This window comes from Pseudomonas fluorescens (assembly GCF_030344995.1).
Lineage (GTDB): Bacteria > Pseudomonadota > Gammaproteobacteria > Pseudomonadales > Pseudomonadaceae > Aquipseudomonas > Aquipseudomonas fluorescens_BF.
The window spans coordinates 6,274,389-6,297,801 of the sequence record NZ_CP128260.1 but is presented as its reverse complement, the minus strand read 5'-3'; the positions used below and the strand labels follow the sequence as shown (position 1 = coordinate 6,297,801).

Below are 23,413 nucleotides of genomic sequence, written 5' to 3'. Positions count from 1 at the left end.
TTCTTAAGGTTGTTTGAGGCTGGCCACGGCGGTGGCGCCAGCACTCGGGGTCACGTGGGCGGCGAGGCCGGCGGCGAATACCTGATTGCCGACGGCGCGCAGGGTGATCACCTGGTAACGCTGATCGACGGTCACCTTGACCTGAGAGCCACCGACGGCGCTCGGCAGAGTAACCTGGTGCTCACCCTTTTTCAGGCGCAGACGGACCACTTGAGTGGTGTCCGGCAGGGTGCGCCATGTACGGGTATCGGCACCTTCGAGCACAGCTGAAGAAATACCGACCGCCAGACCGGCCAGCGGGTTGGTTTCGTTGATCTTCTTCTGCGCCACGCCTTTGGTGATCGCGCGCACGGTGGTGCGCAGGATGATCCCCGGCATGTCATCGCGCAGGGCGCGGCGGGACATGGCGGTGGTGCTGTTCAGTGCGGTCAGGTCGACCTGTTGGCCATCGACACCGATCTGCGCGAACGGCGCGGTGGAGGTGTCAGGCTTGATGATCGGGAACGACAGCGGGGTGATCACCACGTTGTTGGAGATTGGCAGCGGCAACGGCACGCGGATCGAATCGCGGGCCGGCGCCAGACCGCTTTGCACCACGATCAGGATGTCGCTGTCGTCGCTCTTGACCGGCTTGTCGAGGTTGACCAGCGCCTGCTCCAGCAGCGGCGTGTTCGGGCGCAGTTCGGCAGCCTTGCGATAGCCCGGCGCAGCGAGGTCTTTCTCGCCCAGGGCTTCATAGACGAAACCGGCCAGGTAGTGGCTGAACGCACTCTGGTAGCTGTTTTTCAGACTGACCACTTCCGGCGCGTCGAGGCTGGCGACCGGGTAGCCCTGCAAGTCCTTGTACTCGGTCTTGATGCCTTCTTTCTCGGCTTCCTCTTCGCTCTTGAGGTATTCCTTGTCGCGCAGGTCGGCGATCACCGCTTCACGTTCGTGCGTCTTCTTGATTGCGGTGCGGGCGCCGTCGAAATCGTTGACCGCCAGCAGGTTCAAAGCCATCTGCGTGGTCAGCATGACTTTTTCGTAGTCGTAGCCTTCGTAGCGGCGGACCTTGTCGTTGACCAGGAAACTGCCGAACTGGGCCAGGTACTTGTCGGTGTCGAGCTTGACCGAATCTTCCCACTTGCCCACCACCTGGTCGGCGCTGGTCCAGGCATTCTGGCTGCCGGACAGATCGCCCTTGGCGCGCAGCAGTTCACCCTTCTCGAAGTAATAGAGCAGGTCCTTGTCCGGGCCGGTGTTGTTCTTTTCCAGCAGGGTCAGGGCGGCGTCAACGTTGCCGGTGGCCAGTTGCTGGTTGGTCTGGGCCAGTTCGGAATCGTAGTTGCGAAACGCCGAACAGCCGGACAGCAGGGTGACAGCGCTGAGCGCGATCAGAGTGGGAGCGCGGAATGCCATGGGGTACTTCTTCCATGAGTAGCGACAGCCTCGGGTGCGGGTCGGGCTGCTGGGACCGATCGGCAGTGGCGTTGGCCTCCTGCCAATTCCTCATAAAAAGAGGAGCTTTAATGCCGCATCGCGATAGCGCGGGCGCGGCATTATATGCGGGCGATGCTGGCTATGTAATAGCTTTTTAATTGCACTGGTTAGTCAGGTGCCATTACTTGTCGGGCAATCTGGCGTTGCCGATGACGTTGGCGACATCTCTCAGAACCCGCAGGTTGACCAGCTGGTGATCGCGGTCGATGCGCAGGGTGACCGAGGACGCTCCGGGTGCATCGGGCGCATTGGGCGCATTGAATCGATGATCGCCTTTCTTCAGTCGAATGCGTGCCACCAGTGTCTTGTCGGGGAGCGTGCGCCACGTTCGGGTGTCGGCCTCCTCAAAGGGGTCGTGCTCGGTGACGACCAGCGAGGCCTTGGCCGGATTGCGTTCGTTTTCCTGGGCCTGGGAAATGGCAGCCATGTTGGCGCGGAACATCGCCCGGGAAATGATCGCCGGCATGTCATCGCGCAGCGTACGAAACGCCATGTCGGTGACACTGTTGATCACGGTCAGCGGGTGTTTGCGGCCATCCACCATGATGTGGTCGAACGCCGGTGTGATGGTGTCCGGCACCAGGATGGGAAACGAGATCGGCGCGATAATGACCAGGTTTTCATTGAGCCGCACCGGGATCGGCACCGTTACCGAGCTGCGGGCCGGCGCCAGACCGCTCTGCACGACGATCAGAACATCGCTTTCATCATCCTTGGCCGGCGGTTTGTCGAGATTGCGCAGCGCCTGCTCGAGGAAGGGCGTGTTCGGGCGCAACTCGATCGCCTGGCGATAACCCGGTGCGGCCAGATCCCGTTCACCCAGCGCTTCATAGGTGAACCCGGCCAGGTAATGGCTGAAAGCACTCTGGTAGCCGTTCTTCAGTTCAATCACCGCCGGCGCATCCAGGGTGGTGACGGGATAGCCCTGCAGATCCTTGTATTGCACGACGATGCCTTGAGCTTTGGCCTGTTCCTCAAGCTCTTCGTACTGGCGCTCCCGCTGGCGGGCGATCAGTGCTTCACGTTCGTGAGTCTTCTTGATGTCTGCCCGTGCGCCGTCGAAATCACTTTCACCCAATTGGTTGAGGGCCATCTGTGTGGTCAGCATGACTTTTTCGTAGTCATAGCCTTCGTAGCGGCTGAGCTTGTCGTTGACCAGCAGGGTGCCCATTTCATAGGCAAACCGGTTGAGCAGCTTCATGGGGGCGGAAGGCACGGCTTCTTCGCGCTGGAACACCATCCGGTCTGCGCTGCGCCAGGCTTTCTGGCTCTGCGGGCGTGCGTTGGCGAAGCTGAGAATCGAACCCTTCTCAAAGTAGTAGAGCAGGTCCTTGTCTTCCCACGGGTTGTTCCACTCCAGCACATCCAGGGCGCCCTGATAGTCGCCGAGCATCAGCCGGTCGTTGGTCTGCTGCATTTCCAGGTCGTAATTGCGGTAGGCGGCGCATCCGCTCAGTTGCACAAACGTGCTGAACAACAGGCAAAGCAGCAAGCAGTGGCGCATGGAGGCAAGTTCTTCCTTGAGCGAAGAGGCACTGAGGGTGCGGGCATTATAGGGTTGGGTGATGGCCATGTGCTGTGCTGTTTTTGACAGATCAGATTGGTGCTGAAAATGCACAGATCATGTTCGGGATCCGCCGTTGTTGGTAATCAGGTGCCTTTCTAGACTGGGCGCCAACCTCCAGCACCTGTACAGGAATCGCACCATGACCCTGACTCAAACGCCGCGTTTTGCCTCGTTCTTCAAAACCTTTTTCGCCGGTCTCGGCCTCGCGGCAGCCAGCAGTGCGATGGCCAGCGCAGCCGCCGATCCATCCGCCCATCCAACCTTGCGCACCCTGTCCGGCGCGGCGCCGATCGAGCGCCTCGACCCGAAGACCACTGTGCTTGTGGTGATCGATTTCCAGAACGAGTACTTCAGCGGGCGTCTGCCTATTCCCGACGGCATCGCAGCCATGAACAAGGCTCGTGAGCTGATCCGCTTTGCCGATCAGGCGAAGATTCCGGTGTTCCAGGTCCAGCACGTTGCGCCCGCCGGCTCGCCGCTGTTCGCGCAGGGCGGCGAGACCGTGAAGTTTCATCCGCTGATGCAGCCGAGGGCGCAGGATCACGTACTGCAAAAGTCCACTGTCAGCGTGTTCGCCAGCACCGACCTCGATCGGCAGCTCAAGCAGGCCGGCATCAAGACCGTGATTTTCGCCGGTCTGATGACCCACGCCTGCGTTGCCGGCGGCGCCCGGGACGCCGCGCCATTGGGCTATAAGGTCGTGGTAGCATCCGACGCTTCGGCGACTCGGGCGATCACCCGCGTCAACGGCGACACCGTCGACAAGGACAGCCTGCACCGCGCGGCGCTGGCCGAAATCGAGGACACCTTCGGTGACGTCATGATCACGCAGCAGATCGTTCGCCTGCCACTCGACTGAGGGCTTCGATGAATCAGCTGTTGGCCATGCGCGCGTTCCGTTGCATCGTCGAGTGTCGCGGCTTCACTGCCGCCGCCGAGCGGCTCGACACCACGCATTCGACGATCTCCCGCCAGCTCCAGCAACTGGAGGCGGAGCTAGACGCGCGCCTGATCAACCGCAACACCCGGCGGTTCAGCCTGACCACGGCGGGGCAGCAGTATTACGCCGCGTGCGTGGACATTCTCGATCGCCTCGATCAGGCCGCGCTGGCGGTCGGGCAGGCCCGTGAAACCCCCAGCGGACTGTTGCGCATCAGCGCGCCGGTGGTGATCGGCACGCTGGAACTGGCGAGCTGGCTGCCGGCGTTTCAGCAGCGTTATCCCGAGGTTGAGGTCGATCTGTCCTGCGATGATCGTTTTGTCGACCTGATCGCCGAAGGTTTCGACGTGGCGCTGCGTATCTGCGGGCCGCTGGCGGATTCATCCCTGGTGGCGCGTCTGCTGACGGTATCCGAGCTGGTACTGGTGGCCTCGCCGACCTACGTCGCGCGAAACGGTCTGGTGCGCCAGGTGAGTGAGCTGGCCGACCATCAATTGCTCGCGTTCGTCGGCGGTGGCGACTGGTCGCTGACCGATGCGCGCGGGCTGACGACAGCGGTGCGCGCCCAAGGGCGGTTCAAGGCAGACTCGATCAGCTCGCTGCATGCGGCGGCGCTGGCCGGAGTCGGGATTGCCGCGTTCACTCGGGCCACGGTGCAGGACGATCTGCTGCGTGGCCGGCTGGTGCAGATCCTGCCCAACTACAACCTCGGCCAGCGGCATTACTTCGCGCTGTATCCCCATGCCCGGCACGTGGCGCTGAAGGTGCAGGTCTTCGTCGACTTCATGGCCGAACACTATCGCAAGACGAGTACACCCTTGCGCTAAAACCCGTCGGGTAGCCAAGAAAGCTTGAGGGAATCGCGCTCGACGTGAACAATATGTAACTTCGCATTTCCACTTGAGACTCATTCATGACTGCCGCGTCCCGATTTCTGGCCTGGCTGGTGTTCCCGTTGTGCGCCCTGAGCAGCTTCAATCTGCTGGCCGACACCGTGGAAGGCGCGCCGCAAGCGCTGCACCTGCTCGATTACATCAGCGCTGATTACCCGCCGACGGTAGAGGCTGGCAAGGTCATCGACGACGGCGAGTACCGCGAGCAGCTGGAGTTCACCCAGGTGCTGCAAGGGCTGATCGCCGGCCTGCCGGCCAAGCCGGAGAAAGCGGCGCTGGAGCAGGGCGTCACTGCCCTGCACGCCGCGATCACTGCGAAACAGGACGGTGCGGACGTGGCCCGTCAGGCCCGGCAGCTGGGGGCGAAACTGGCGGTGGCCTATGAAGTCAGCCAGGCCCCGATCATCACCCCTGACCCGACCCGTGGTGCGCCGCTCTACGCACAAAATTGCTCGGTGTGTCATGGTGAAACGGGTGCCGGCGACGGCCCGGCAGGTCTCGGCATGACGCCGGCGCCGGCCAATCTGCGCGACGCTGCGCGGATGGATCACCTGAGTCTGTACGCGATCTACAGCACCCTCGGTCAGGGCGTCGAAGGCACTGACATGCCAGCCTTCGCCGATCAGCTGGATGATCGTCAGCGCTGGGACCTGGCGACCTACATCGCTCAGTTCAGCGCCGATCCGGCCACGGCCAAATCCGACAAGACCTACAACATCGCCGATCTGGCTCGCCAGACTCCGGCTGAAGTGCAAGCTGCCGAAGGCGCTGAAGCCGCCGCGATCTTCCGCGTGCAACGGGCGCAGCCGCCGCAGGTCAAGCGCGGCTCGGCACAGCTGCTCGACTACACCGCCGCGACGCTGGACAAGAGCCTGACGGCGTACCGCGCCGGTGAGCACGATCAAGCCTATGACCTGTCGGTGGCGGCGTATCTGGAAGGCTTCGAACTGGTCGAAAGCTCGCTGGACAACGTCGACGCCAACGTGCGCAAGGACACCGAAAAATCCCTGATGGCCTATCGGCAATCGCTGCAGGACGGCTTGCCGGTGGAGCAGGCCGAACAGCGTCTCGACGCGGCCAAGGCCAAACTCAAGGAATCCGCCGGCCTGCTGGGCAGCGATGGTCTGAGCTGGTCGCTGAGCTACATCTCCGGGCTGCTGATTCTGCTGCGCGAAGGTCTGGAAGCGATTCTGGTGCTGGCGGCGATCCTCGCGTTCCTGCGCAACACCGGCCAGCAATCGGCGGTGCGCAGTGTCAACGTCGGCTGGGGTCTGGCGCTGCTGGCGGGTCTCGGGACGTGGGCGCTGGCGGCGTATGTGATCGATGTCAGCGGCTCCCAGCGTGAACTGTTGGAAGGCGCCACGGCGCTGTTCGCCAGCGTCATGGTGCTGTGGCTCGGGGTCTGGATGCACGACCGTCGGCACGCGGCGGCCTGGCAGGACTACATCAAGCAGAGCCTGGTTGGCGGAGGCGGGCGTTTTGGTTTCGCGATCCTGGCGTTCTTCTCGGTGTACCGCGAGCTGTTCGAAGTGATCCTGTTCTACGAAACCCTGTGGCTGCAGGCAGGTCCCGCCGGGCATAACGCGGTACTCGCTGGCGGTGCAACGGCGCTGGTGCTGCTGTTCGGTCTGGCGTGGGTGATTCTGCGCGGCTCGGCAAAACTGCCGCTGACGCTGTTCTTCAGCATCAACGCAGCGCTGCTGTGCGCGTTGTCGGTGGTGTTCGCCGGTCACGGCGTGAAGGCGTTGCAGGAAGCCGGGATCTTTGGCACTCGTCCGGTGGCGTTCTTCGATTTCGACTGGCTGGGGATTCATGCCGATGCCTATTCGCTGACGGCGCAGGCTGTGGCGATTGCGGCGATTATCGTGTTGTACGGCCGCAGTTGGGTGGCTGAAAAGCGCCGCGTGGCGGCTTGAGATGATGCGCGTATGGATCGATGCCGACGCCTGCCCGAAGATGGCCAAGGAGCTGGTGGTGAAGTTCGCCCTCAAGCGCCGCTTCGAAGTGGTGCTGGTGGCGGGGCAACCGCAGAGCAAACCGGCGCTGGCGATCGTCAAGCTGATCGTGGTGCCGAGTGGCCCGGATGCGGCGGACGATTATCTGGTGGAGCACGCGGTGCCGGGCGAACTGGTGATTTGCAGCGACATCCCGCTGGCCGACCGGCTGGTGAAGAAGGGGGTGGCGGCGCTCGACCCACGAGGCAAGGAGTTCGACGCGCAGAACATGGGTGAGCGGCTGGCGACTCGCAACCTGTTCACCGATCTGCGTGAGCAGGGCCAGGTCAGCGGCGGCCCGGCACCTTTCGGTGACCGGGAGAAGCAGGCGTTCGCCAATGCGCTGGACCGGATCCTGACACGGCTGGCGCGCCAATCCTGAGTTGATTGATCGTTCCCACGCAGAGCGTGGGAACGATCACCGCCGCCAATCAGGCGTCGTTTTCGTGGGTCAGTTCCAACACCCGATCCACCAGTTTGTTGATCCCCGAAGCCGCCTCGCTGATTGTCTGCGCCAGCATGTACGCCGGGGTGGTCACCAGTTTGCGCGCCTTGTCTTCGATGATGTCGGTTACCGCACAGTCTTCGTGGGTGGCGCCCATCTTGTTCATGGCGGCGGCCGTGTCGGCATCGTTGCCGATGGTGCAGGTCACGCCCGGGCCGTAGATCTTCGCGGCCAGCGCCGGCGAGATGCAGATCAGGCCGACAGGCTTGCCCGCTTCGGCAAAGGCTTCGGCCAGCGCCAGCACTTCTGGCTGTACGGTGCAGCCGGCGCCTTCAATGGCGAAGTTCGACAGGTTCTTCGCCGCACCGAAACCGCCGGGCACGATCAGCGCATCGAAATCCTCGACATCGGCCTCGCGCAGATCCTTGACGTTACCCCGGGCGATGCGTGCCGATTCCACCAGCACGTTGCGCGACTCGGGCATTTCTTCACCGGTCAGGTGGTTGATCACATGCAATTGAGCGATGTTCGGGGCGAAGCACTGCACCTGAGCGCCGCGCTGGTCGAGGCGCAGCAGGGTGATGACGCTCTCGTGGATCTCGGCGCCGTCGTATACGCCGCAACCGGACAGGATCACTGCAACTTTTTTGCTCATGGGTTTCTCTCCAGATTCATGGCGTTAAATGTCCACTAAATTGGCGTTCGTTGCCATAGGGTGAAGCCGCGGCTACACCTAGGATCTGTGCTACAGATTTCGACCAGGGCACGTCATGAACTTCATTCTGTATGCGGTGCCGTTCTTCTTCGTATTGATTGCGGCCGAGCTCATCGCCGACCGCTGGCGCGGGGTGAGCAACTATCGCCTGGCCGATGCGGTGAACAGCATCAGCACCGGGGTGTTGTCGACCACCACCGGCCTGCTGACCAAGGGCGTGGGACTGGTGACCTATGCGTTTGCCCTGGAGCATCTGGCGCTGGTCAGGTTGCCTGCGGACAGCGTCTGGGTCTGGGTGTTTGCCTTTGTTTTCTATGACTTCTGCTATTACTGGCTGCATCGCATGGGCCATGAACGCAATATCCTCTGGGCCGCGCATTCGGTGCATCACCAGAGCGAGGACTACAACCTTTCCACGGCCTTGCGCCAGACCAGCACCGGGTTTCTGCTGGGCTGGATTTTCTACCTGCCGATGGCGGTGCTCGGGGTGCCGTTGCTGGTGTTTGTCAGTGTCGCGGCGCTGAATCTGCTCTATCAGTTCTGGGTCCACACCCGGCACATTCCCAAGCTCGGCTGGTTCGAGTGGTGCTTCGTCACGCCGTCCAATCATCGGGCCCACCATGCACAGAACGCTCTCTACATGGATCGCAACTACGGCGGGGTGTTCATTATTTGGGACCGTCTGTTCGGCTCGTTCCAGGAAGAGGACGACAACGAGCCGGTGATTTTCGGCGTGACCACGCCGTTGGCGAGCTGGAATCCGTTGTGGGCCAACCTGCAGTTCTACGCGCAGCTATGGGACGACGCGCGCCGGGCCGAGCGCACCTGGGACAAGATTCGGATCTGGTTCATGCGCACCGGCTGGCGTCCGGCGGACGTCGCGGCGAAGTACCCGATGAGCAAGCCGGACTTGAGTCAGTTCCGCAAATTCGAGGTGCCGCTGGACAGCCGTCAGCAGTGGTACGTGGGGTTGCAGTTTGGCGTGTATGTGGCGTTGGGCAGTTATCTGCTGAATCTGGAACGCAGTCTGCCCACCGGTGCATTGCTGCTCGGCTGGGGCGCGGTGGCGTTCGGTTTGTTCGTGTTGGGCGTGGCCCTGGAGAATCGCCCGTGGGCGGGGAAGCTGGAAGTGCTGCGGCTGGCATCGAACCTGCCGCTGGTGTGGCTGGCGCCGCTGGTCGGGCTGTGGCCGGCTAGCCCGGGGATATGGGTCGGCCTGCTCAGTTACAGCCTGCTCAGCGGCATCGGGCTGTATTGCTGCCGCCAGCGACTTACTCGGCTGGCGTCTTAGGGTCGGCAGCCTTGGTCATTTCGGCTTTGTGCCGTTCGGCCTTGGCCAGTTGCTCGGCCTGCTCTTCCTCGTAGACCTTTTTCGCCAGCCGGGCATTCTTGAACCGGCGGCGCAGCCACAGGCCCAGGCCGAGCACCAGCAGCGCGCCCAGTACCCACAACTCATACTTCTTGATGCTGCCGAGCATGCCTTCGAGTACGGCGCCGAAGTGGTAGGCGGCAGCAGCCAGGGCGGTGGCCCAGATCGCGGCGCCGATCCCGTTCAGCAGCAGATAACGTCCCGGTGGATAGCCCGACAGGCCGATCGCTACCGGCATAACCGTACGCAGGCCGTACACGAAGCGAAAGCTCAAGACCCAGATGTCCGGGTGCTTGCGGATGTGTTCCAGCGCGCGGTCGCCCATCATCTGCCAGCGCGGTTTGCGCGCCAGCAACTTGCGCCCGTGCTTGCGGCCCAGGAAGTACCACAGCTGATCGCCGGCATAGCTGCCGAAGAACGCCACGACCACCACCAGTTTGATGTCCATGTATTCACGGAACGCGAGGAAACCCGCGAGCACCAGGATGGTTTCGCCTTCGAAAAACGTGCCGAGAAACAGGGCAAAGTAGCCGAAGTCATGCAGAAATTGTTGGAGCATTGTCTGGGTGCTGGCGAAATGAACGCGCAGCCTAACCCTTCGGACACATTCAGGAAAGTGTCGAAATGTGTCTCGACGTGAACATTTCCTACACGGACAATGGAAAGCGACTACCTGTCGCAGGGGTGCACATAACTGTAATACGTTGGTCATAATGGCCATCTATAACTGTCACGCTCGCCCGTTTGCGCGGGCTCAGGAGTCTGCCGTGAGCTTTACCCCAGCCAACCGTCTGTTCCCTGCCACCCGCCTGCGTCGCAATCGCCGTGATGATTTTTCCCGGCGGCTGGTGCGTGAGAATGTATTGACGGTCGATGACCTGATCCTGCCGGTGTTCGTGCTCGACGGTGAAAACCGCCGCGAAGCCGTGGCCTCGATGCCGGGTGTCGAGCGCCTGACCATCGACCTGCTGCTTGAAGAAGCCGCCAAATGGGTCGAACTGGGGATTCCGGCGCTGGCGCTGTTCCCGGTTACCCCACCCGAACTCAAATCCCTTGATGCCGCCGAAGCCTGGAATCCCGAAGGTATCGCCCAGCGTGCCACCCGCGCCCTGCGTGACCGATTCCCCGAGCTGGGCGTGATCACCGACGTCGCCCTGGACCCGTTCACCACTCACGGTCAGGACGGCATTCTCGATGAAGAAGGCTATGTGCAGAACGACATCACCGTCGATGCACTGGTCAAGCAAGCCTTGTCCCACGCCGCTGCGGGCGCCCAGGTGGTTGCCCCGTCGGACATGATGGACGGCCGCATTCAGGCAATCCGCGAAGCGCTGGAGCTGGCCGGTCACGTCAACGTGCGGATCATGGCCTACTCGGCCAAGTACGCCAGCGCCTATTACGGCCCGTTCCGCGATGCCGTGGGTTCGGCCGCGAACCTGGGCAAGGCGAACAAGGCCTCTTATCAGATGGACCCGGCCAACAGCGACGAAGCGCTGCACGAAGTGGGCGCGGACTTGTCTGAAGGCGCGGACATGGTCATGGTCAAACCCGGCATGCCGTACCTGGACATTTTGTTCCGGGTAAAAGATGCCTTCAAAGTGCCGACCTTCGTCTATCAGGTCAGCGGCGAATACGCCATGCACATGGCGGCGATCCAGAATGGCTGGTTGAGCGAAGGCGTGATCCTCGAATCCCTGACCGCCTTTAAACGTGCCGGCGCTGATGGCATCCTGACTTACTTTGCTGTCCGTGCCGCTCAATTGTTACGAGAGCAGAAATAGCCCTCCCAGGAACATTCGATGAATACCGAAGGACTCACTGAAGTTGCCGTAAAAGAAGCTCAACCCGTGGTCGAGCAGATTACCGAAACCCCGCCGGAACTGGAGCCTGCGCCACCCGCGCCGGCAACCGAGCCTGCCGCGGCGGTTCCGGCGATCGCGATTCCCGGCCTGGATGACAGCAGCCTGTACATCCACCGTGAATTGTCGCAACTGCAGTTCAACATCCGCGTGCTGGAACAGGCGCTGGACGAGTCCTACCCGTTACTGGAGCGGCTGAAGTTCCTGCTGATCTTCTCCAGCAACCTCGACGAATTCTTTGAAATCCGCGTCGCCGGCCTCAAGAAACAGATCACCTTCGCCCGTGAACAGGCCGGCGCCGACGGTCTGCAACCGCATCAGGCTCTGGCCCGCATCAGCGAGCTGGTGCACGGTCACGTAGACCGCCAGTACGCAATCCTCAACGACATCCTGCTGCCGGAGCTGGAAAAGCATCAGGTGCGCTTCATCCGTCGTCGCAACTGGACGGCCAAGCTCAAGACCTGGGTCCGTCGCTATTTCCGCGACGAAATCGCGCCGATCATCACCCCGATCGGCCTCGACCCGACGCACCCGTTCCCGTTGTTGGTGAACAAGAGTCTGAACTTCATCGTCGAGCTCGAAGGTATCGACGCCTTCGGTCGCGATTCCGGTCTGGCGATCATCCCGGCGCCGCGTCTGCTGCCGCGGATCATCAAGGTGCCGGAAGAAGTCGGCGGCCCTGGCGACAACTATGTGTTCCTGTCGTCGATGATCCACGCCCACGCCGATGACCTGTTCCAAGGCATGAAGGTGAAGGGCTGCTACCAGTTCCGCCTGACCCGGAACGCCGACCTTGCGCTCGATTCCGAAGACGTCGAAGACCTGGCCCGCGCCCTGCGTGGCGAGTTGTTCTCCCGTCGTTACGGTGACGCCGTGCGCCTGGAAGTCGCCGACACCTGTCCGAAACATCTGTCGGACTACCTGCTCAAGCAGTTCAACCTGAGCGAGACCGAGTTGTATCAGGTCAACGGTCCGGTGAACCTGACGCGTCTGTTCAGCATCACCGGTCTGGACAGCCATCCGGAGCTGCAATACACGCCGTTCACGCCGCAGATTCCGAAACTGCTGCAGAACAGCGAGAACATTTTCAGCGTGATCAGCAAGCAGGACATCCTGCTGCTGCACCCGTTCGAGTCGTTCACCCCGGTAGTCGACCTGCTGCGCCAGGCCGCCAAAGACCCACACGTTCTGGCCGTGCGCCAGACCCTGTACCGTTCCGGCGCCAACTCGGAAATCGTCGATGCGCTGGTGGACGCCGCGCGTAACGGCAAGGAAGTGACGGCAGTCATCGAGCTGCGTGCTCGCTTCGACGAAGAATCCAACCTGCAACTGGCCAGCCGTCTGCAAGCGGCGGGTGCGGTGGTGATCTACGGCGTGGTCGGCTTCAAGACCCACGCCAAGATGATGCTGATCCTGCGTCGCGAGGCCGGCGAGATCGTGCGTTACGCGCACCTCGGCACCGGTAACTACCACGCCGGCAACGCCCGTCTGTACACCGACTACAGCCTGCTGACTTCTGACGACGCCTTGTGCGAAGACGTCGGCAAACTGTTCAGCCAGTTGATCGGCATGGGCAAGACGCTGCGCATGAAGAAGCTGCTGCATGCGCCGTTCACCCTGAAGAAGGGCATGCTCGACATGATCACCCGCGAGACGCAATTCGCGCTCGACGGCAAGCCGGCGCACATCATCGCCAAGTTCAACTCGCTGACCGATCCGAAGATCATCCGCGCGCTGTACAAGGCCAGCCAGTCCGGCGTGCGCATCGACCTGGTGGTGCGCGGCATGTGCTGCCTGCGTCCGGGCATCGCCGGGGTTTCGCACAACATCCACGTGCGCTCGATCATCGGCCGCTTCCTTGAGCACACCCGAGTGTTCTACTTCCTCAACGGTGGCGAGGAGCAGATGTTCCTGTCCAGCGCCGACTGGATGGAGCGCAACCTCGACAAGCGCGTCGAGACTTGCTTCCCGGTGGAAGGCAAGAAGCTGCTGACCCGGGTCAAGAAAGAGCTGGAGCTGTACCTGACCGACAACACCCACAGCTGGAGCCTGCAATCGGACGGCCGCTACATCCGCAACACGCCGACCGGCAACCAGAACCCGCGCAGTGCGCAGGCGACGTTGCTGGAGCGCTTGGGTAGCCCGATTCTGCCGGTGAGCAGTTGATCGCTTAAAAGCACCCCCTCACCCTAACCCTCCCGAAACGTCGGACCGCCCCGAGGGAGAGGGGACTGATTGGGGGATGCTGCAGATTTACGCCGACCTGATCTTGCTTCACCGAATCCATAATCGACTCGATCTTTCAGGTCGATGTAGAGCGCCAGACAACTCGGTCGGCTCCCTCTCCAGGGGGAGAGGGCTGGGGTGAGGGGGAAGATTCACTGCCGGACTCAAGCCGAAAACCAGTGTCTAGTCCTGAAACAGATGTAATCCTTATTCAGTACGAGACACACACCCAATAAAAAGGCGATCCCGAGGGATCGCCTTTTTTGCGCCTGCCCGTTACTCAATGCACGGTCAGAACAATCCCCACCCGCGTCAGCCACTCGGCCTCAAGCCCGAAATCGGCCTGGGTCAGCTGATTTTCATCCAGCCAGTTCTCCGGAAACTCCACATCGAGGTTGTCGCCGTTGGCATGCAGCGCAACCTGCGGCATTGCCTGGGTGCCACGAATGTGGTGGAACAGGATGGCGAAACGCAGCAGCACACACAGACGGATCAGCTTGTCGCCGTCGTCGCCGAACTCGGCAAACTTGTCTTTGGGGATGTTGCGACGGTGGCCGCGCACCAGCAGGGCGAGCATTTGCTGGTCTTCGCGGGAGAACCCGGCGAGGTCCGAGTGCTCGATCAGGTAAGCGCCGTGCTTGTGGTAGTGATAGTGCGCGATGTCGAGCCCGACTTCGTGCACTTTCGCCGCCCAGCCCAGCAGTTCGCGCCAGATGCCGTCGTCCAGCTCCCAGTCCACGGCCACTTGATCGAAGGCGTGCAAGGCTTTGCGTTCGACCCTTGCGGCCTGTTCCAGATCGACGTGGTAGCGCTCCATCAGCGAGGTCAGGGTGCGTTCGCGCACGTCTTCGTGATGATGGCGGCCGAGCAGGTCATACAGCACGCCTTCACGCAGCGCGCCTTCGCAGTGATCCATACGTTGCAGTTCGAGGGCGTCGAAGATCGCTTCGAGAATCGCCAGGCCGGCCGGGAAGATCGCCCGGCGATCCGGTTTGATCCCTTCGAAGTCGATCTTGTCGACATCGCCGAGCTTGAACAGGCGACGCTTGAGCCACGCCAGGCCCTCGGCGTTCACTTCGCCGGTGCCATGTCCGCCGGCCTTCAGCGCCAGGCCGATGGCGCGGATGGTGCCCGAGGAGCCGATGGCTTCATCCCAGGTCAGGCGGTGCAGGGCGTGTTCGATGCTCATGATTTCCAGCCGCGCCGCCGTGTAGGCCTGGGCGTAGCGGGCCGGAGTGATCTTGCCGTCCTTGAAGTAGCGCTGGGTGAAACTCACGCAGCCCATTTGCAGGCTTTCGCGCAACAACGGTTCGAAGCGCTGGCCGATGATGAATTCGGTACTGCCGCCGCCGATGTCGGCGACCAGGCGTTTGCCCGGGGTGTCGGCGAGGGTGTGGGACACGCCGAGGTAGATCAGGCGCGCCTCTTCACGGCCGGAGATGACTTCCACCGGATGGCCGAGGATTTCTTCGGCGCGGCGGATGAATTCGCCACGGTTGCGCGCCTCACGCAGGGCGTTGGTGCCGACGATTCGCACGGCGCCCAGCGGCATGCCGTTGATCAGTTGGGCAAAGCGCTTGAGGCAGTCGAGCCCGCGCTGCATGGATTCTTCGTTGAGCTGGCGCTCATCGTCGATGCCGGCGGCCAGCTGAACCTTTTCACCGAGCCGTTCGAGAATGCGGATTTCGCCGTTCTGGGCCTTGGCCACGACCATGTGGAAGCTGTTGGAGCCCAGGTCGATCGCGGCGATCAGGGACAGATTCTTGGCTTGGGATTGGGGCATGGTCAGGGGGTCTCGGTCGATAACCCCGTCATCGTGCCACGATCAAACGCTGGCGCCAACGCGCATGGTTCAAACCCTTGATTCAGCGCATAAAGTCTCAAGACTGCGGCGCGGACATTCGCGGGCTTGGTCCGGGCGGCGATCCGACGATGAGGCCAGAAACCCCCTGAAAATCCTTCAGGCAGTTGCTTCCCCAATGAAGTTCGCCAGCTCCGGCGTCTGCGGATCGGCAAACAGCACTTTCGGATCTCCCACTTCGTGAACCTTGCCCTGGTGCATGAACACCAGCTTGTCCCCGACTTCCCGGGCGAAGCGCATTTCGTGGGTGACCATGATCAGCGTCATGCCTTCCTTCGCGAGCTGGCGGACCACGCTGAGCACTTCGTTGACCAGTTCCGGGTCCAGCGCCGAGGTGATCTCGTCGCACAGCAGCACCTTGGGCGACATCGCCAGCGCCCGGGCAATCGCCACCCGTTGCTGCTGGCCGCCCGAGAGACGTTCCGGGAACGCATCGAATTTCTCGCCCAGACCGACGCGTTCCAGCATCTGCCGCGCCAGTTCTTGCGCCTTGGCCTTGGGCACTTTCTGCACCACCTGCGGTGCGAGCATCACGTTTTCGCCGACCGTCAGGTGCGGGAAAAGGTTGAACTGTTGAAAAACCATCCCGACTTTCTGTCGCAAGCTGCGCAGGTCGGCGCGGGCGGCGTCGAGGTATTCGCCGTCGACTTCGATCACGCCGTCGTTGATCGACTCCAGGCCGTTGAGGGTGCGCAGCAGGGTGGACTTGCCCGAGCCGCTGCGGCCGATGATCGCCACCACCTGGCCTTCCTCGACACTCAGGTCGATGCCTTTGAGCACGTGGTGATCGCCGTAGTATTTATGCAGGGCGGAAATTCTAAGCAGAGGCATGCAGTCTCCTTTCCAGGTAGCGCGCACTGAGGGACAGGGGGTAGCAGAGCAGGAAGTAGCCCAGGGCGACGAGGCCGTAGACCATGAACGGTTCGAAGGTGGCGTTGGCGAGCATGCCGCCGGTCTTGGTCAGCTCGGTGAAGCCGATGATCGAGGTCACGGCGGTGCCCTTGACCACTTGCACCGAGAAACCCACGGTCGGCGCCACGGCAATGCGCAGCGCTTGCGGCAGGATCACGTAGCGCAGTTGCTCCAGCGGATTCAACGCCAGGCTCGACGAAGCCTCCCACTGACCATTGGGAATCGCCTCGACGCAACCGCGCCAGATCTCCGCCAGATAGGCGCTGGTGAACAGCGTCAGGGCAATCGCCGCCGCCATCCACGGCGAAATCTCCACCCCGGCCAGCGCCACGCCGAAGAACACCAGAAACAGCTGCATCAGCAACGGCGTGCCCTGGAACAATTCGATCCAGGTGCGGGCTATGCTGCTGGGCAGTGGGTTTTTCGAGATGCGCATGATCAGAATCAGCAACCCGACGATCCCGCCGCCGATGAATGCCACCAGCGACAATGCCAGCGTCCATTGCAGACCGGTCAGCAGGTTTCGCAGGATGTCCCAGAACGTGAAATCGCTCATTGGCTGCTCCTTGCGCTGCTTTTCGACAGGTAGCGCCGGCCGAGCCAGTTCAGCAACTGACGGATCAGCAGCGCCATGCACAGATAAATGAGGGTGGTCAGGGCGTAGGTTTCAAAGGCGCGGAAGTTGCGCGACTGAATGAAGTTGGCGGCGAAGCTCAACTCCTCGGTGGCAATCTGCGAACACACCGCCGAACCGAGCATGACGATGATGATCTGGCTGCTCAGCGCCGGCCAGACCTTGCCCAGCGCCGGCAACAGCACCACGTGGCGGAACGCTTCGAACCGGCTCATCGCCAATGCCGCCGCCGCTTCCAGCTGCCCGCGCGGTATCGCCTGGATCCCGGCGCGGATGATCTCGGTCGAGTACGCGCCGAGGTTGATCACCATCGCCAGCACAGCCGCCTGCCACTCGGAAATCTGCACGCCGAGGGACGGCAGGCCGAAGAAGATGAAGAACAGTTGCACCAGAAATGGCGTGTTGCGGATCAACTCCACATAAACGCCGAAGATCGTCGAGAACGGGCGGATGTTCCACGCCCGCACCAGCGCCCCGACGATGCCCACGCCAACCCCGAGCAGCGCGCCGATGGCCGTCAGCTCAAGGGTGAACAACGCCCCGCGCAGCAGCAGGTCGGTGTTTTCCACCACCGGCAAGAAATCGAACTGATAGGCCATGAAAGTCTCCCGCGGCGCCGGTCAGAGGTCGGCCGGCAGCGGCTCTTTGAGCCAGGTCTGCGCGTTCTTTTCCAGTGCGCCGTCAGCCTTGGCGGTGGCCAGGATCTCGTTGACCTTGCCCAGCAGCGCCGGCTCGTTCTTGTTCACGCCGACGTAGACCGGCGAATCCTTGAGCTTCACTTTCAGCGCGGGCACGCGTTTCGGGTTCTTTTCGCTGATTGCGACCATCACCACGTTGCCGCTGGCGATCAGATCGACTTGCCCCGCGAGGTAGGCGGCGATGGTCGAGTTATTGTCTTCGAAGCGCTTGATCGTCACGCCTTCGGGAGCGACTTTGGTCAGCTCGATGTCTTCGATGGCGCCACGGGTGACGCTGATGGTCTTGCCCTTGAGGTCGTCGAGGGCGCTGACGGCTGCGTCCGGCGGGCCGAACACGGCGAGGTAGAACGGCGCATAGGCGCGGGAAAAATCGATGACCTTTTCGCGCTCGGGGTTTTTGCCGAGGCTGGAAATCACCAGGTCGACCTTGCCGGTGGTGAGAAACGGGATGCGGTTGGTGCTGTTGACCGGGGTCAGTTCAAGTTTGACCTTGAGCTGTTCGGCCAGCAGTTTCGCGGTGTCGATATCGAGGCCGCGCGGCTTCATGTCCGGGCCGACCGAACCGAACGGCGGGAAGTCCTGAGGCACGGCAACTTTCAAGGTGCCGCGTTTCACCACGTCGTCCAGACCGTCGGCATGGGCGGGGGCCTGGCTCAGCATCAGACCGGCAAACAGGGCGGCGAGGAGGGCGCTGTAACGCTTCGTCATGGACAATCTCCGGATCGGCGGGAAGTGATTTCTGCGATCGGACAGAGCATGGGCCGTGCCAAGACAGGCGTTTGGCCCTGCAAAGCCACGGGTTTAGCGGGTTTGTTCGGTCTTACTGGTCTGAACAGTCAGGTCGGGTTTCGCACTGCGATAGCGCATCGACGTACACCGTCGAACCCCGCTGGGGCACGACTTGCCTGATGCCTCGAATAGCTTTACAACTGGCCGCACCTTGGCCTGGTCCGTCTGGAAAACCATGAACTCGATCTCCCGCGCCGTACCCGAAGTGGCGCTGCAAGCGATCCGCAAACTGATCACCGAGCAGGGCTTTGGCGCCGGCGATGCGCTGCCTTCGCAACGGGATCTGGCGGTTCAGCTGGGTGTCAGCCGCGCGTCATTGCGTGAGGCGTTGTCGTCCTTGAGCGCGCTGGGCGTGGTCAGCATTCAGCCGGGCAAAGGCGTGTTCGTGCAGGCGCCGGTGGAATTGCCGCGCGGCGAGGGCGCCCCGGCCTGGCCGTTCGCAGCCCAGGCTTCGCCGCTGGAAATCTTTCAGTTGCGCTATGCGCTGGAAGGCTTCGCAGCCGGGCTGGCGGCAGTGACACTGAGCACATTTGATCTGGATGAGCTGGAAGACAACGTCGCGGCCATGCGTGAACAACTGCGTGCTGGTGACTTCGAGGCGGCGGCGAAACTGGATTTCGAATTTCACCGGCGGATCCTGCTGGCCAGCGGCAATCAGGCGATGCTGAGCATCCTCACCGCCAGCGCCGACATCTTTCTGGAGAGCCAGAAACTACCGTTCATCCGCGCCGAGCGGGCCATGGAAACCTGGCAGGAACACCGCAAGATCCTCCGCGCCCTGGCCCGCCGGGCCTCTGCCGCCGCGCAGAAAGCCATGCAGGAACACGTGCGCAACGCGGCCCTGCGCACCGGAATTGCCTTCATCGCCCCCGCCAGCGCGTGACTTGAGCTATACCCAAACTCATCGGGTGCCATAGCAAGACTCAATCATCTGCGGCTTCCTGAACAAGGGAAGGGCGGCTATGATGGGCCACGTTTTTTTGCTTACAACCTGGAGAATTCCATGAGCAGCGATCTGATCAAACACGTTAGCGACGCTAGCTTCGAAGCCGACGTACTCAAGGCCGAAGGCGCTGTCCTGGTCGACTACTGGGCTGAATGGTGCGGCCCTTGCAAAATGATCGCTCCGGTTCTGGACGATATTGCACAGAAATACGAAGGCAAGCTGACCGTTGCCAAACTGAACATCGACGAAAACCAGGAAACCCCGGCCAAGCACGGCGTGCGTGGTATTCCAACCCTGATGCTGTTCAAGAACGGCAACGTGGAAGCGACCAAGGTCGGCGCGCTGTCGAAGTCTCAGCTGGAAGCTTTCCTCGACGCCAACCTCTAAGCGTCGCGGTAAAGATTGTCCTGAAAAAGCCCCGCAAATTGCGGGGCTTTTTGCGTATTCAGGGCTAGACGCTCCGAAACTCAGGTGATACATTCGGCCCCGCACTGGTTTCTCCACTGCCCCCTGCTAGCCGTCGCCGACGCACTCCTTTTCGAATAAGTACGCGATCCTGTCGCCTTCTCCGCGGCGCGGCCTCATTAAGCCAAAAGCTTAATTTCCCCCCTCCATAAATGATTACGTCATTCCTATATGAATCTGACTGAACTCAAGCAAAAGCCGATTACCGAACTGCTCGAATTGGCCGAACAGATGGGCATAGAAAATATGGCCCGTTCGCGCAAGCAGGACGTGATTTTCTCCCTGCTGAAAAAGCACGCTAAAAGCGGTGAGGAAATCTCCGGTGATGGCGTGCTGGAGATTCTCCAGGACGGCTTCGGCTTCCTGCGCTCCGCTGACGCTTCCTACCTCGCCGGCCCTGACGACATCTACGTCTCGCCGAGCCAGATCCGCCGTTTCAACTTGCGCACCGGTGACACCATCGTTGGCAAGATCCGCCCTCCGAAGGAAGGCGAGCGTTATTTCGCCCTGCTCAAGGTCGACACGATCAACTTCGATCGTCCTGAGAACGCGAAGAACAAGATTCTCTTCGAGAACCTGACCCCGCTGTTCCCGAACGTGCGCATGAAGATGGAAGCCGGCAACGGTTCCACCGAAGACTTGACCGGTCGTGTGATCGACCTGTGCGCTCCGATCGGCAAAGGCCAGCGTGGTCTGATCGTTGCACCGCCGAAGGCCGGTAAAACGATCATGCTGCAGAACATCGCAGCGAACATCGCCCGTAACAATCCTGAAGTTCACCTGATCGTGCTGTTGATCGACGAACGTCCGGAAGAAGTGACCGAAATGCAGCGCACCGTGCGCGGCGAAGTGGTTGCCTCGACCTTCGACGAGCCGCCGACCCGTCACGTACAGGTTGCTGAAATGGTGATCGAGAAGGCCAAGCGCCTGGTCGAACACAAAAAGGACGTGGTGATCCTGCTCGACTCCATCACCCGTCTGGCCCGTGCCTACAACACCGTGATCCCGAGCTCCGGCAAGGTGCTGACCGGTGGTGTCGATGCCCACGCCCTGGAGAAACCGAAGCGTTTCTTCGGCGCCGCGCGCAATATCGAAGAAGGCGGCTCGCTGACCATCATCGCCACCGCGCTGGTTGAAACCGGCTCGAAGATGGACGAAGTGATCTACGAAGAGTTCAAGGGCACCGGCAACATGGAGCTGCCACTGGACCGTCGTATCGCCGAGAAGCGCGTGTTCCCGGCCATCAACATCAACAAGTCCGGTACCCGTCGCGAAGAGCTGTTGACCGCCGACGACGAACTGCAGCGTATGTGGATCCTGCGCAAACTGCTGCACCCGATGGATGAAGTCGCGGCCATCGAGTTCCTGGTCGACAAGCTGAAAACGACCAAGACCAACGACGAATTCTTCCTGTCGATGAAGCGCAAGTAACATCGTCGGTTGATTTAGAAATGGCGTCCCTTCGGGGGCGCCATTTTTTTGCCTGTTATTTGTCTGGCCGGCAGGAGGTTTTCGATCTGGTAAGGTCAGTGACTTGGCAAAACAAGAAGCAGCGTCCGATGCTGTACAAAAAATAACCATCTGATTGGCATTAAAGATTTATGAGCACACTCGCTTATCGAAGGGATATCGACGGCTTGCGGGCAGTCGCGGTAATTGCCGTGGTGCTGTTCCATTTTGGCGTTCCGGGGTTTACCGGCGGTTTTGTCGGTGTGGACGTGTTCTTCGTGATCTCCGGTTACCTCATCACCTCGATCATCTGGAACCAGCGCCAGGCCGGCCGGTTCAGTTTCGTCGAGTTCTGGTCGCGGCGTGCGCGGCGGATCCTGCCGGCGCTGTTTGCGATGATCATCGCGGTGCTGGCGGTGGGCTGGTTCCTGATGGCGCCCAAGGACTACGAAGAGCTCGGGCGCTCGGTGCGTTATCAGGTGTTGTTCGTCTCGAACATCCTGTTCATGCGCCAGGACGGCTACTTCGATGTCGCTTCGGATCTCAAACCGCTGCTGCACACCTGGTCGTTGGCGGTGGAGGAACAGTTCTACATCGTCTTCCCGCTGTTGCTGACCTTGCTGTCGAGCCGCTTGAAACACTGGCGACTGGCACTGTTCGGCGTGCTGCTCGTTTCGTTCGGTCTGAGCGTCTGGGCGGTCCATCATCACCCGGAAAAAGCTTTCTTTCTGTTGCCGATGCGCGCATGGGAGCTGTTGGCCGGGGCGATGCTGGCGATCGCGCCGAAGCATGGCTGGCGCCTGAAACCGATGGCGGCGCAACTGTTGAGCCTGCTCGGCATGGGCCTGATTCTGTTGGCGGTGTTCGGTTTCGACAAGCGCACGCCGTTTCCCGGTGCGGCCGCGTTGCTGCCGGTGCTTGGTGTTGTGCTGCTGATCCTGGCCAACGGTCATCGCCAGACCTGGGTTGGTCAATTCTTGAGCAGTCGGGTCATGGTCGGTCTGGGCCTGATTTCCTATTCCTGGTACTTGTGGCACTGGCCGGTGTTCGTGTTTTCCAGCTATGCCAGCGTCGAGGAACCAGGCGCTTTCGACAGCGCCGGGCTGATCCTGCTGACTTTGGTGCTGGGTTATCTGTCATGGAAATTCGTCGAGACGCCGTTTCGTGAGCGTCGCGTATTGGCCGGGCGTCGGCAGATTCTCCTGGCCGGTGCCTGCGGCGTGTTGGTACTCGGTTTGGCCGGACAAACCTTGCGCTGGACTGATGGCTTGCCGTGGCGGTTGTCCGATCAGGCGCTGCAATACGCCAAGGGCCGTGAATGGCGTCCGGAACTGATGGCATGCCTGGCGGATGACAAGACCCCTGATGACAAACTGTTCTGTCATTACGGTCTGCAGAACCGTGCTTCGCGAGCGCTGGTCTGGGGTGACAGCCATGCCACGGCGCTGATTCCGGTGTTTGACGATGGCGCAAAAGCCCATGGCGTCAGTGTGATCCTCGCCAGCTCGCCGGGGTGCGTACCGGTGGAAGGTGTTGAGCACGACGCCCGCTGCGCTCGATTCAATCAGCGAGTGGTACAGGCTCTCAAGCCACAAGCGGTCAGCGATGTGGTGCTGGTGGCGCGCTGGAGCCTGTATCTCTATGGCGATGCCAAAGGTGATCGGGGCCACGCATTAAAAGCCTCCGACGGACATTACGACCGCACCGTCGCCGAGCAGCGTCTGGCTGACGGTCTGCGTGCGCGGGTCGCGCAATTGCGGGCAGGCGGGCATCGGGTCTGGCTGGTGAAAGAGGCGCCGTTGCAGGCGTTCAGTCCACCGTACCGCCTGACGCGGCTGGCGATGCTGGATCGTCCGGTGGATGACGTCGGACTTAACGTTGCCGAACACCACAAGCGCCAGGCTTTCATCAGTCAGCTGTTCGCCGATCTGGCGAAAGACCCGGCGGTGCGTGTCGTCGATCCGGCCCCGAGGCTGTGTGATGAAAGCGGCCTTTGCCGTGCCGAACTCGGTGGTTACTCGCTGTACACCGATGACAATCACCTGTCGGAGGTCGGCGCCCGTTTCGTTGCACCGATCCTCGAACCGCTGTTTGTCGGCCTGCAGGCCAGGGCAAATCTCGGAAAAGGTCAGGCGAATGCAGCCAAGTAAGCAGTGACGGGCTGCCAGCGAC

General features: G+C 61.6%; 20 protein-coding genes. 11 read left to right on the top strand and 9 right to left on the bottom strand.

The window, feature by feature from the left end; translation table 11 throughout:
• Positions 1–3: 3 nt before the first annotated feature.
• A complete protein-coding gene (locus tag QR290_RS28430) occupies positions 4–1,398 on the bottom strand; it encodes a COG3014 family protein (RefSeq protein ID WP_289204047.1) in 1,395 nt (464 codons plus the stop codon).
• 202 nt (positions 1,399–1,600) lie between these two features.
• On the bottom strand, positions 1,601–2,983 hold the full coding sequence (locus tag QR290_RS28425) for a COG3014 family protein (RefSeq protein ID WP_289205333.1): 1,383 nt from the start codon (positions 2,981–2,983) through the stop codon (positions 1,601–1,603).
• 202 nt (positions 2,984–3,185) lie between these two features.
• On the opposite strand from QR290_RS28425, the gene QR290_RS28420 reads away from it, so the two are divergent.
• From QR290_RS28420 to QR290_RS28405, 4 genes are all read left to right on the top strand, one after another.
• A complete protein-coding gene (locus QR290_RS28420; RefSeq protein ID WP_289204046.1) occupies positions 3,186–3,905 on the top strand; it encodes a cysteine hydrolase family protein in 720 nt (239 codons plus the stop codon).
• Between the two features lie 8 nt (positions 3,906–3,913).
• Positions 3,914–4,813, top strand: coding sequence for a LysR family transcriptional regulator (locus QR290_RS28415; protein ID WP_115079622.1), 900 nt, complete (start codon positions 3,914–3,916; stop codon positions 4,811–4,813).
• 86 nt (positions 4,814–4,899) lie between these two features.
• Positions 4,900–6,795 carry an FTR1 family protein gene (locus tag QR290_RS28410; RefSeq protein ID WP_289204045.1) on the top strand — a complete coding sequence of 632 codons (1,896 nt, stop codon included), beginning with the start codon at positions 4,900–4,902 and terminating at the stop codon, positions 6,793–6,795.
• Positions 6,796–6,799: 4 nt separating this feature from the next.
• A complete protein-coding gene (locus tag QR290_RS28405) occupies positions 6,800–7,255 on the top strand; it encodes a YaiI/YqxD family protein (RefSeq protein WP_085746828.1) in 456 nt (151 codons plus the stop codon).
• Positions 7,256–7,304: 49 nt separating this feature from the next.
• On the opposite strand, the gene elbB is transcribed toward QR290_RS28405, so the two are convergent.
• Entirely contained in the window at positions 7,305–7,973 is a 669-nt protein-coding gene (gene elbB / locus QR290_RS28400) for an isoprenoid biosynthesis glyoxalase ElbB (protein ID WP_085606045.1), read from the bottom strand.
• 115 nt (positions 7,974–8,088) lie between these two features.
• Here elbB and QR290_RS28395 point away from each other — a divergent pair, with 115 nt between their 5' ends.
• Positions 8,089–9,324 (top strand): sterol desaturase family protein, encoded by a 1,236-nt coding sequence (locus QR290_RS28395; RefSeq protein WP_115079620.1) that lies wholly within the window; start codon positions 8,089–8,091, stop codon positions 9,322–9,324.
• On the opposite strand, the gene QR290_RS28390 is transcribed toward QR290_RS28395, so the two are convergent.
• Complete coding sequence (locus QR290_RS28390; protein WP_289204044.1) at positions 9,305–9,961, bottom strand: DedA family protein; 657 nt, start codon at positions 9,959–9,961, stop codon at positions 9,305–9,307. The genes QR290_RS28395 and QR290_RS28390 overlap by 20 nt on opposite strands.
• A gap of 208 nt (positions 9,962–10,169) precedes the next feature.
• Between QR290_RS28390 and hemB the strand changes: the two genes are divergently transcribed.
• Together hemB and ppk1 are read left to right on the top strand one after the other, a co-directional pair.
• Positions 10,170–11,183 carry a porphobilinogen synthase gene (gene hemB, locus QR290_RS28385; RefSeq protein WP_007951836.1) on the top strand — a complete coding sequence of 338 codons (1,014 nt, stop codon included), beginning with the start codon at positions 10,170–10,172 and terminating at the stop codon, positions 11,181–11,183.
• An 18-nt stretch (positions 11,184–11,201) separates the two neighbouring features.
• Complete coding sequence (ppk1, locus tag QR290_RS28380) at positions 11,202–13,427, top strand: polyphosphate kinase 1 (protein WP_289204043.1); 2,226 nt, start codon at positions 11,202–11,204, stop codon at positions 13,425–13,427.
• Positions 13,428–13,767: 340 nt separating this feature from the next.
• Here ppk1 and ppx read toward each other — a convergent pair whose 3' ends face one another.
• The 5 genes from ppx to QR290_RS28355 form a co-directional block, all read right to left on the bottom strand.
• Positions 13,768–15,270 carry an exopolyphosphatase gene (gene ppx / locus QR290_RS28375; protein ID WP_011336492.1) on the bottom strand — a complete coding sequence of 501 codons (1,503 nt, stop codon included), beginning with the start codon at positions 15,268–15,270 and terminating at the stop codon, positions 13,768–13,770.
• 177 nt (positions 15,271–15,447) lie between these two features.
• A complete protein-coding gene (locus QR290_RS28370) occupies positions 15,448–16,179 on the bottom strand; it encodes an amino acid ABC transporter ATP-binding protein (protein ID WP_289204042.1) in 732 nt (243 codons plus the stop codon).
• Positions 16,166–16,816, bottom strand: coding sequence for an amino acid ABC transporter permease (locus QR290_RS28365; RefSeq protein WP_007951832.1), 651 nt, complete (start codon positions 16,814–16,816; stop codon positions 16,166–16,168). Before QR290_RS28365 ends, QR290_RS28370 begins: the two co-directional genes overlap by 14 nt.
• Complete coding sequence (locus tag QR290_RS28360; protein ID WP_085606035.1) at positions 16,813–17,493, bottom strand: amino acid ABC transporter permease; 681 nt, start codon at positions 17,491–17,493, stop codon at positions 16,813–16,815. Before QR290_RS28360 ends, QR290_RS28365 begins: the two co-directional genes overlap by 4 nt.
• A 21-nt stretch (positions 17,494–17,514) precedes the next feature.
• Positions 17,515–18,300 (bottom strand): transporter substrate-binding domain-containing protein, encoded by a 786-nt coding sequence (locus QR290_RS28355; RefSeq protein WP_115079616.1) that lies wholly within the window; start codon positions 18,298–18,300, stop codon positions 17,515–17,517.
• A gap of 256 nt (positions 18,301–18,556) precedes the next feature.
• On the opposite strand from QR290_RS28355, the gene QR290_RS28350 reads away from it, so the two are divergent.
• From QR290_RS28350 to QR290_RS28335, 4 genes are all read left to right on the top strand, one after another.
• On the top strand, positions 18,557–19,264 hold the full coding sequence (locus tag QR290_RS28350; protein ID WP_289204041.1) for a FadR/GntR family transcriptional regulator: 708 nt from the start codon (positions 18,557–18,559) through the stop codon (positions 19,262–19,264).
• Positions 19,265–19,384: 120 nt separating this feature from the next.
• Positions 19,385–19,714 (top strand): thioredoxin TrxA, encoded by a 330-nt coding sequence (gene trxA / locus QR290_RS28345; RefSeq protein ID WP_115079614.1) that lies wholly within the window; start codon positions 19,385–19,387, stop codon positions 19,712–19,714.
• A 249-nt stretch (positions 19,715–19,963) separates the two neighbouring features.
• Positions 19,964–21,223, top strand: coding sequence for a transcription termination factor Rho (gene rho, locus QR290_RS28340; RefSeq protein WP_007951825.1), 1,260 nt, complete (start codon positions 19,964–19,966; stop codon positions 21,221–21,223).
• A 170-nt stretch (positions 21,224–21,393) separates the two neighbouring features.
• Complete coding sequence (locus QR290_RS28335; RefSeq protein WP_289204040.1) at positions 21,394–23,391, top strand: acyltransferase family protein; 1,998 nt, start codon at positions 21,394–21,396, stop codon at positions 23,389–23,391.
• The last annotated feature ends 22 nt before the right edge of the window (positions 23,392–23,413 follow it).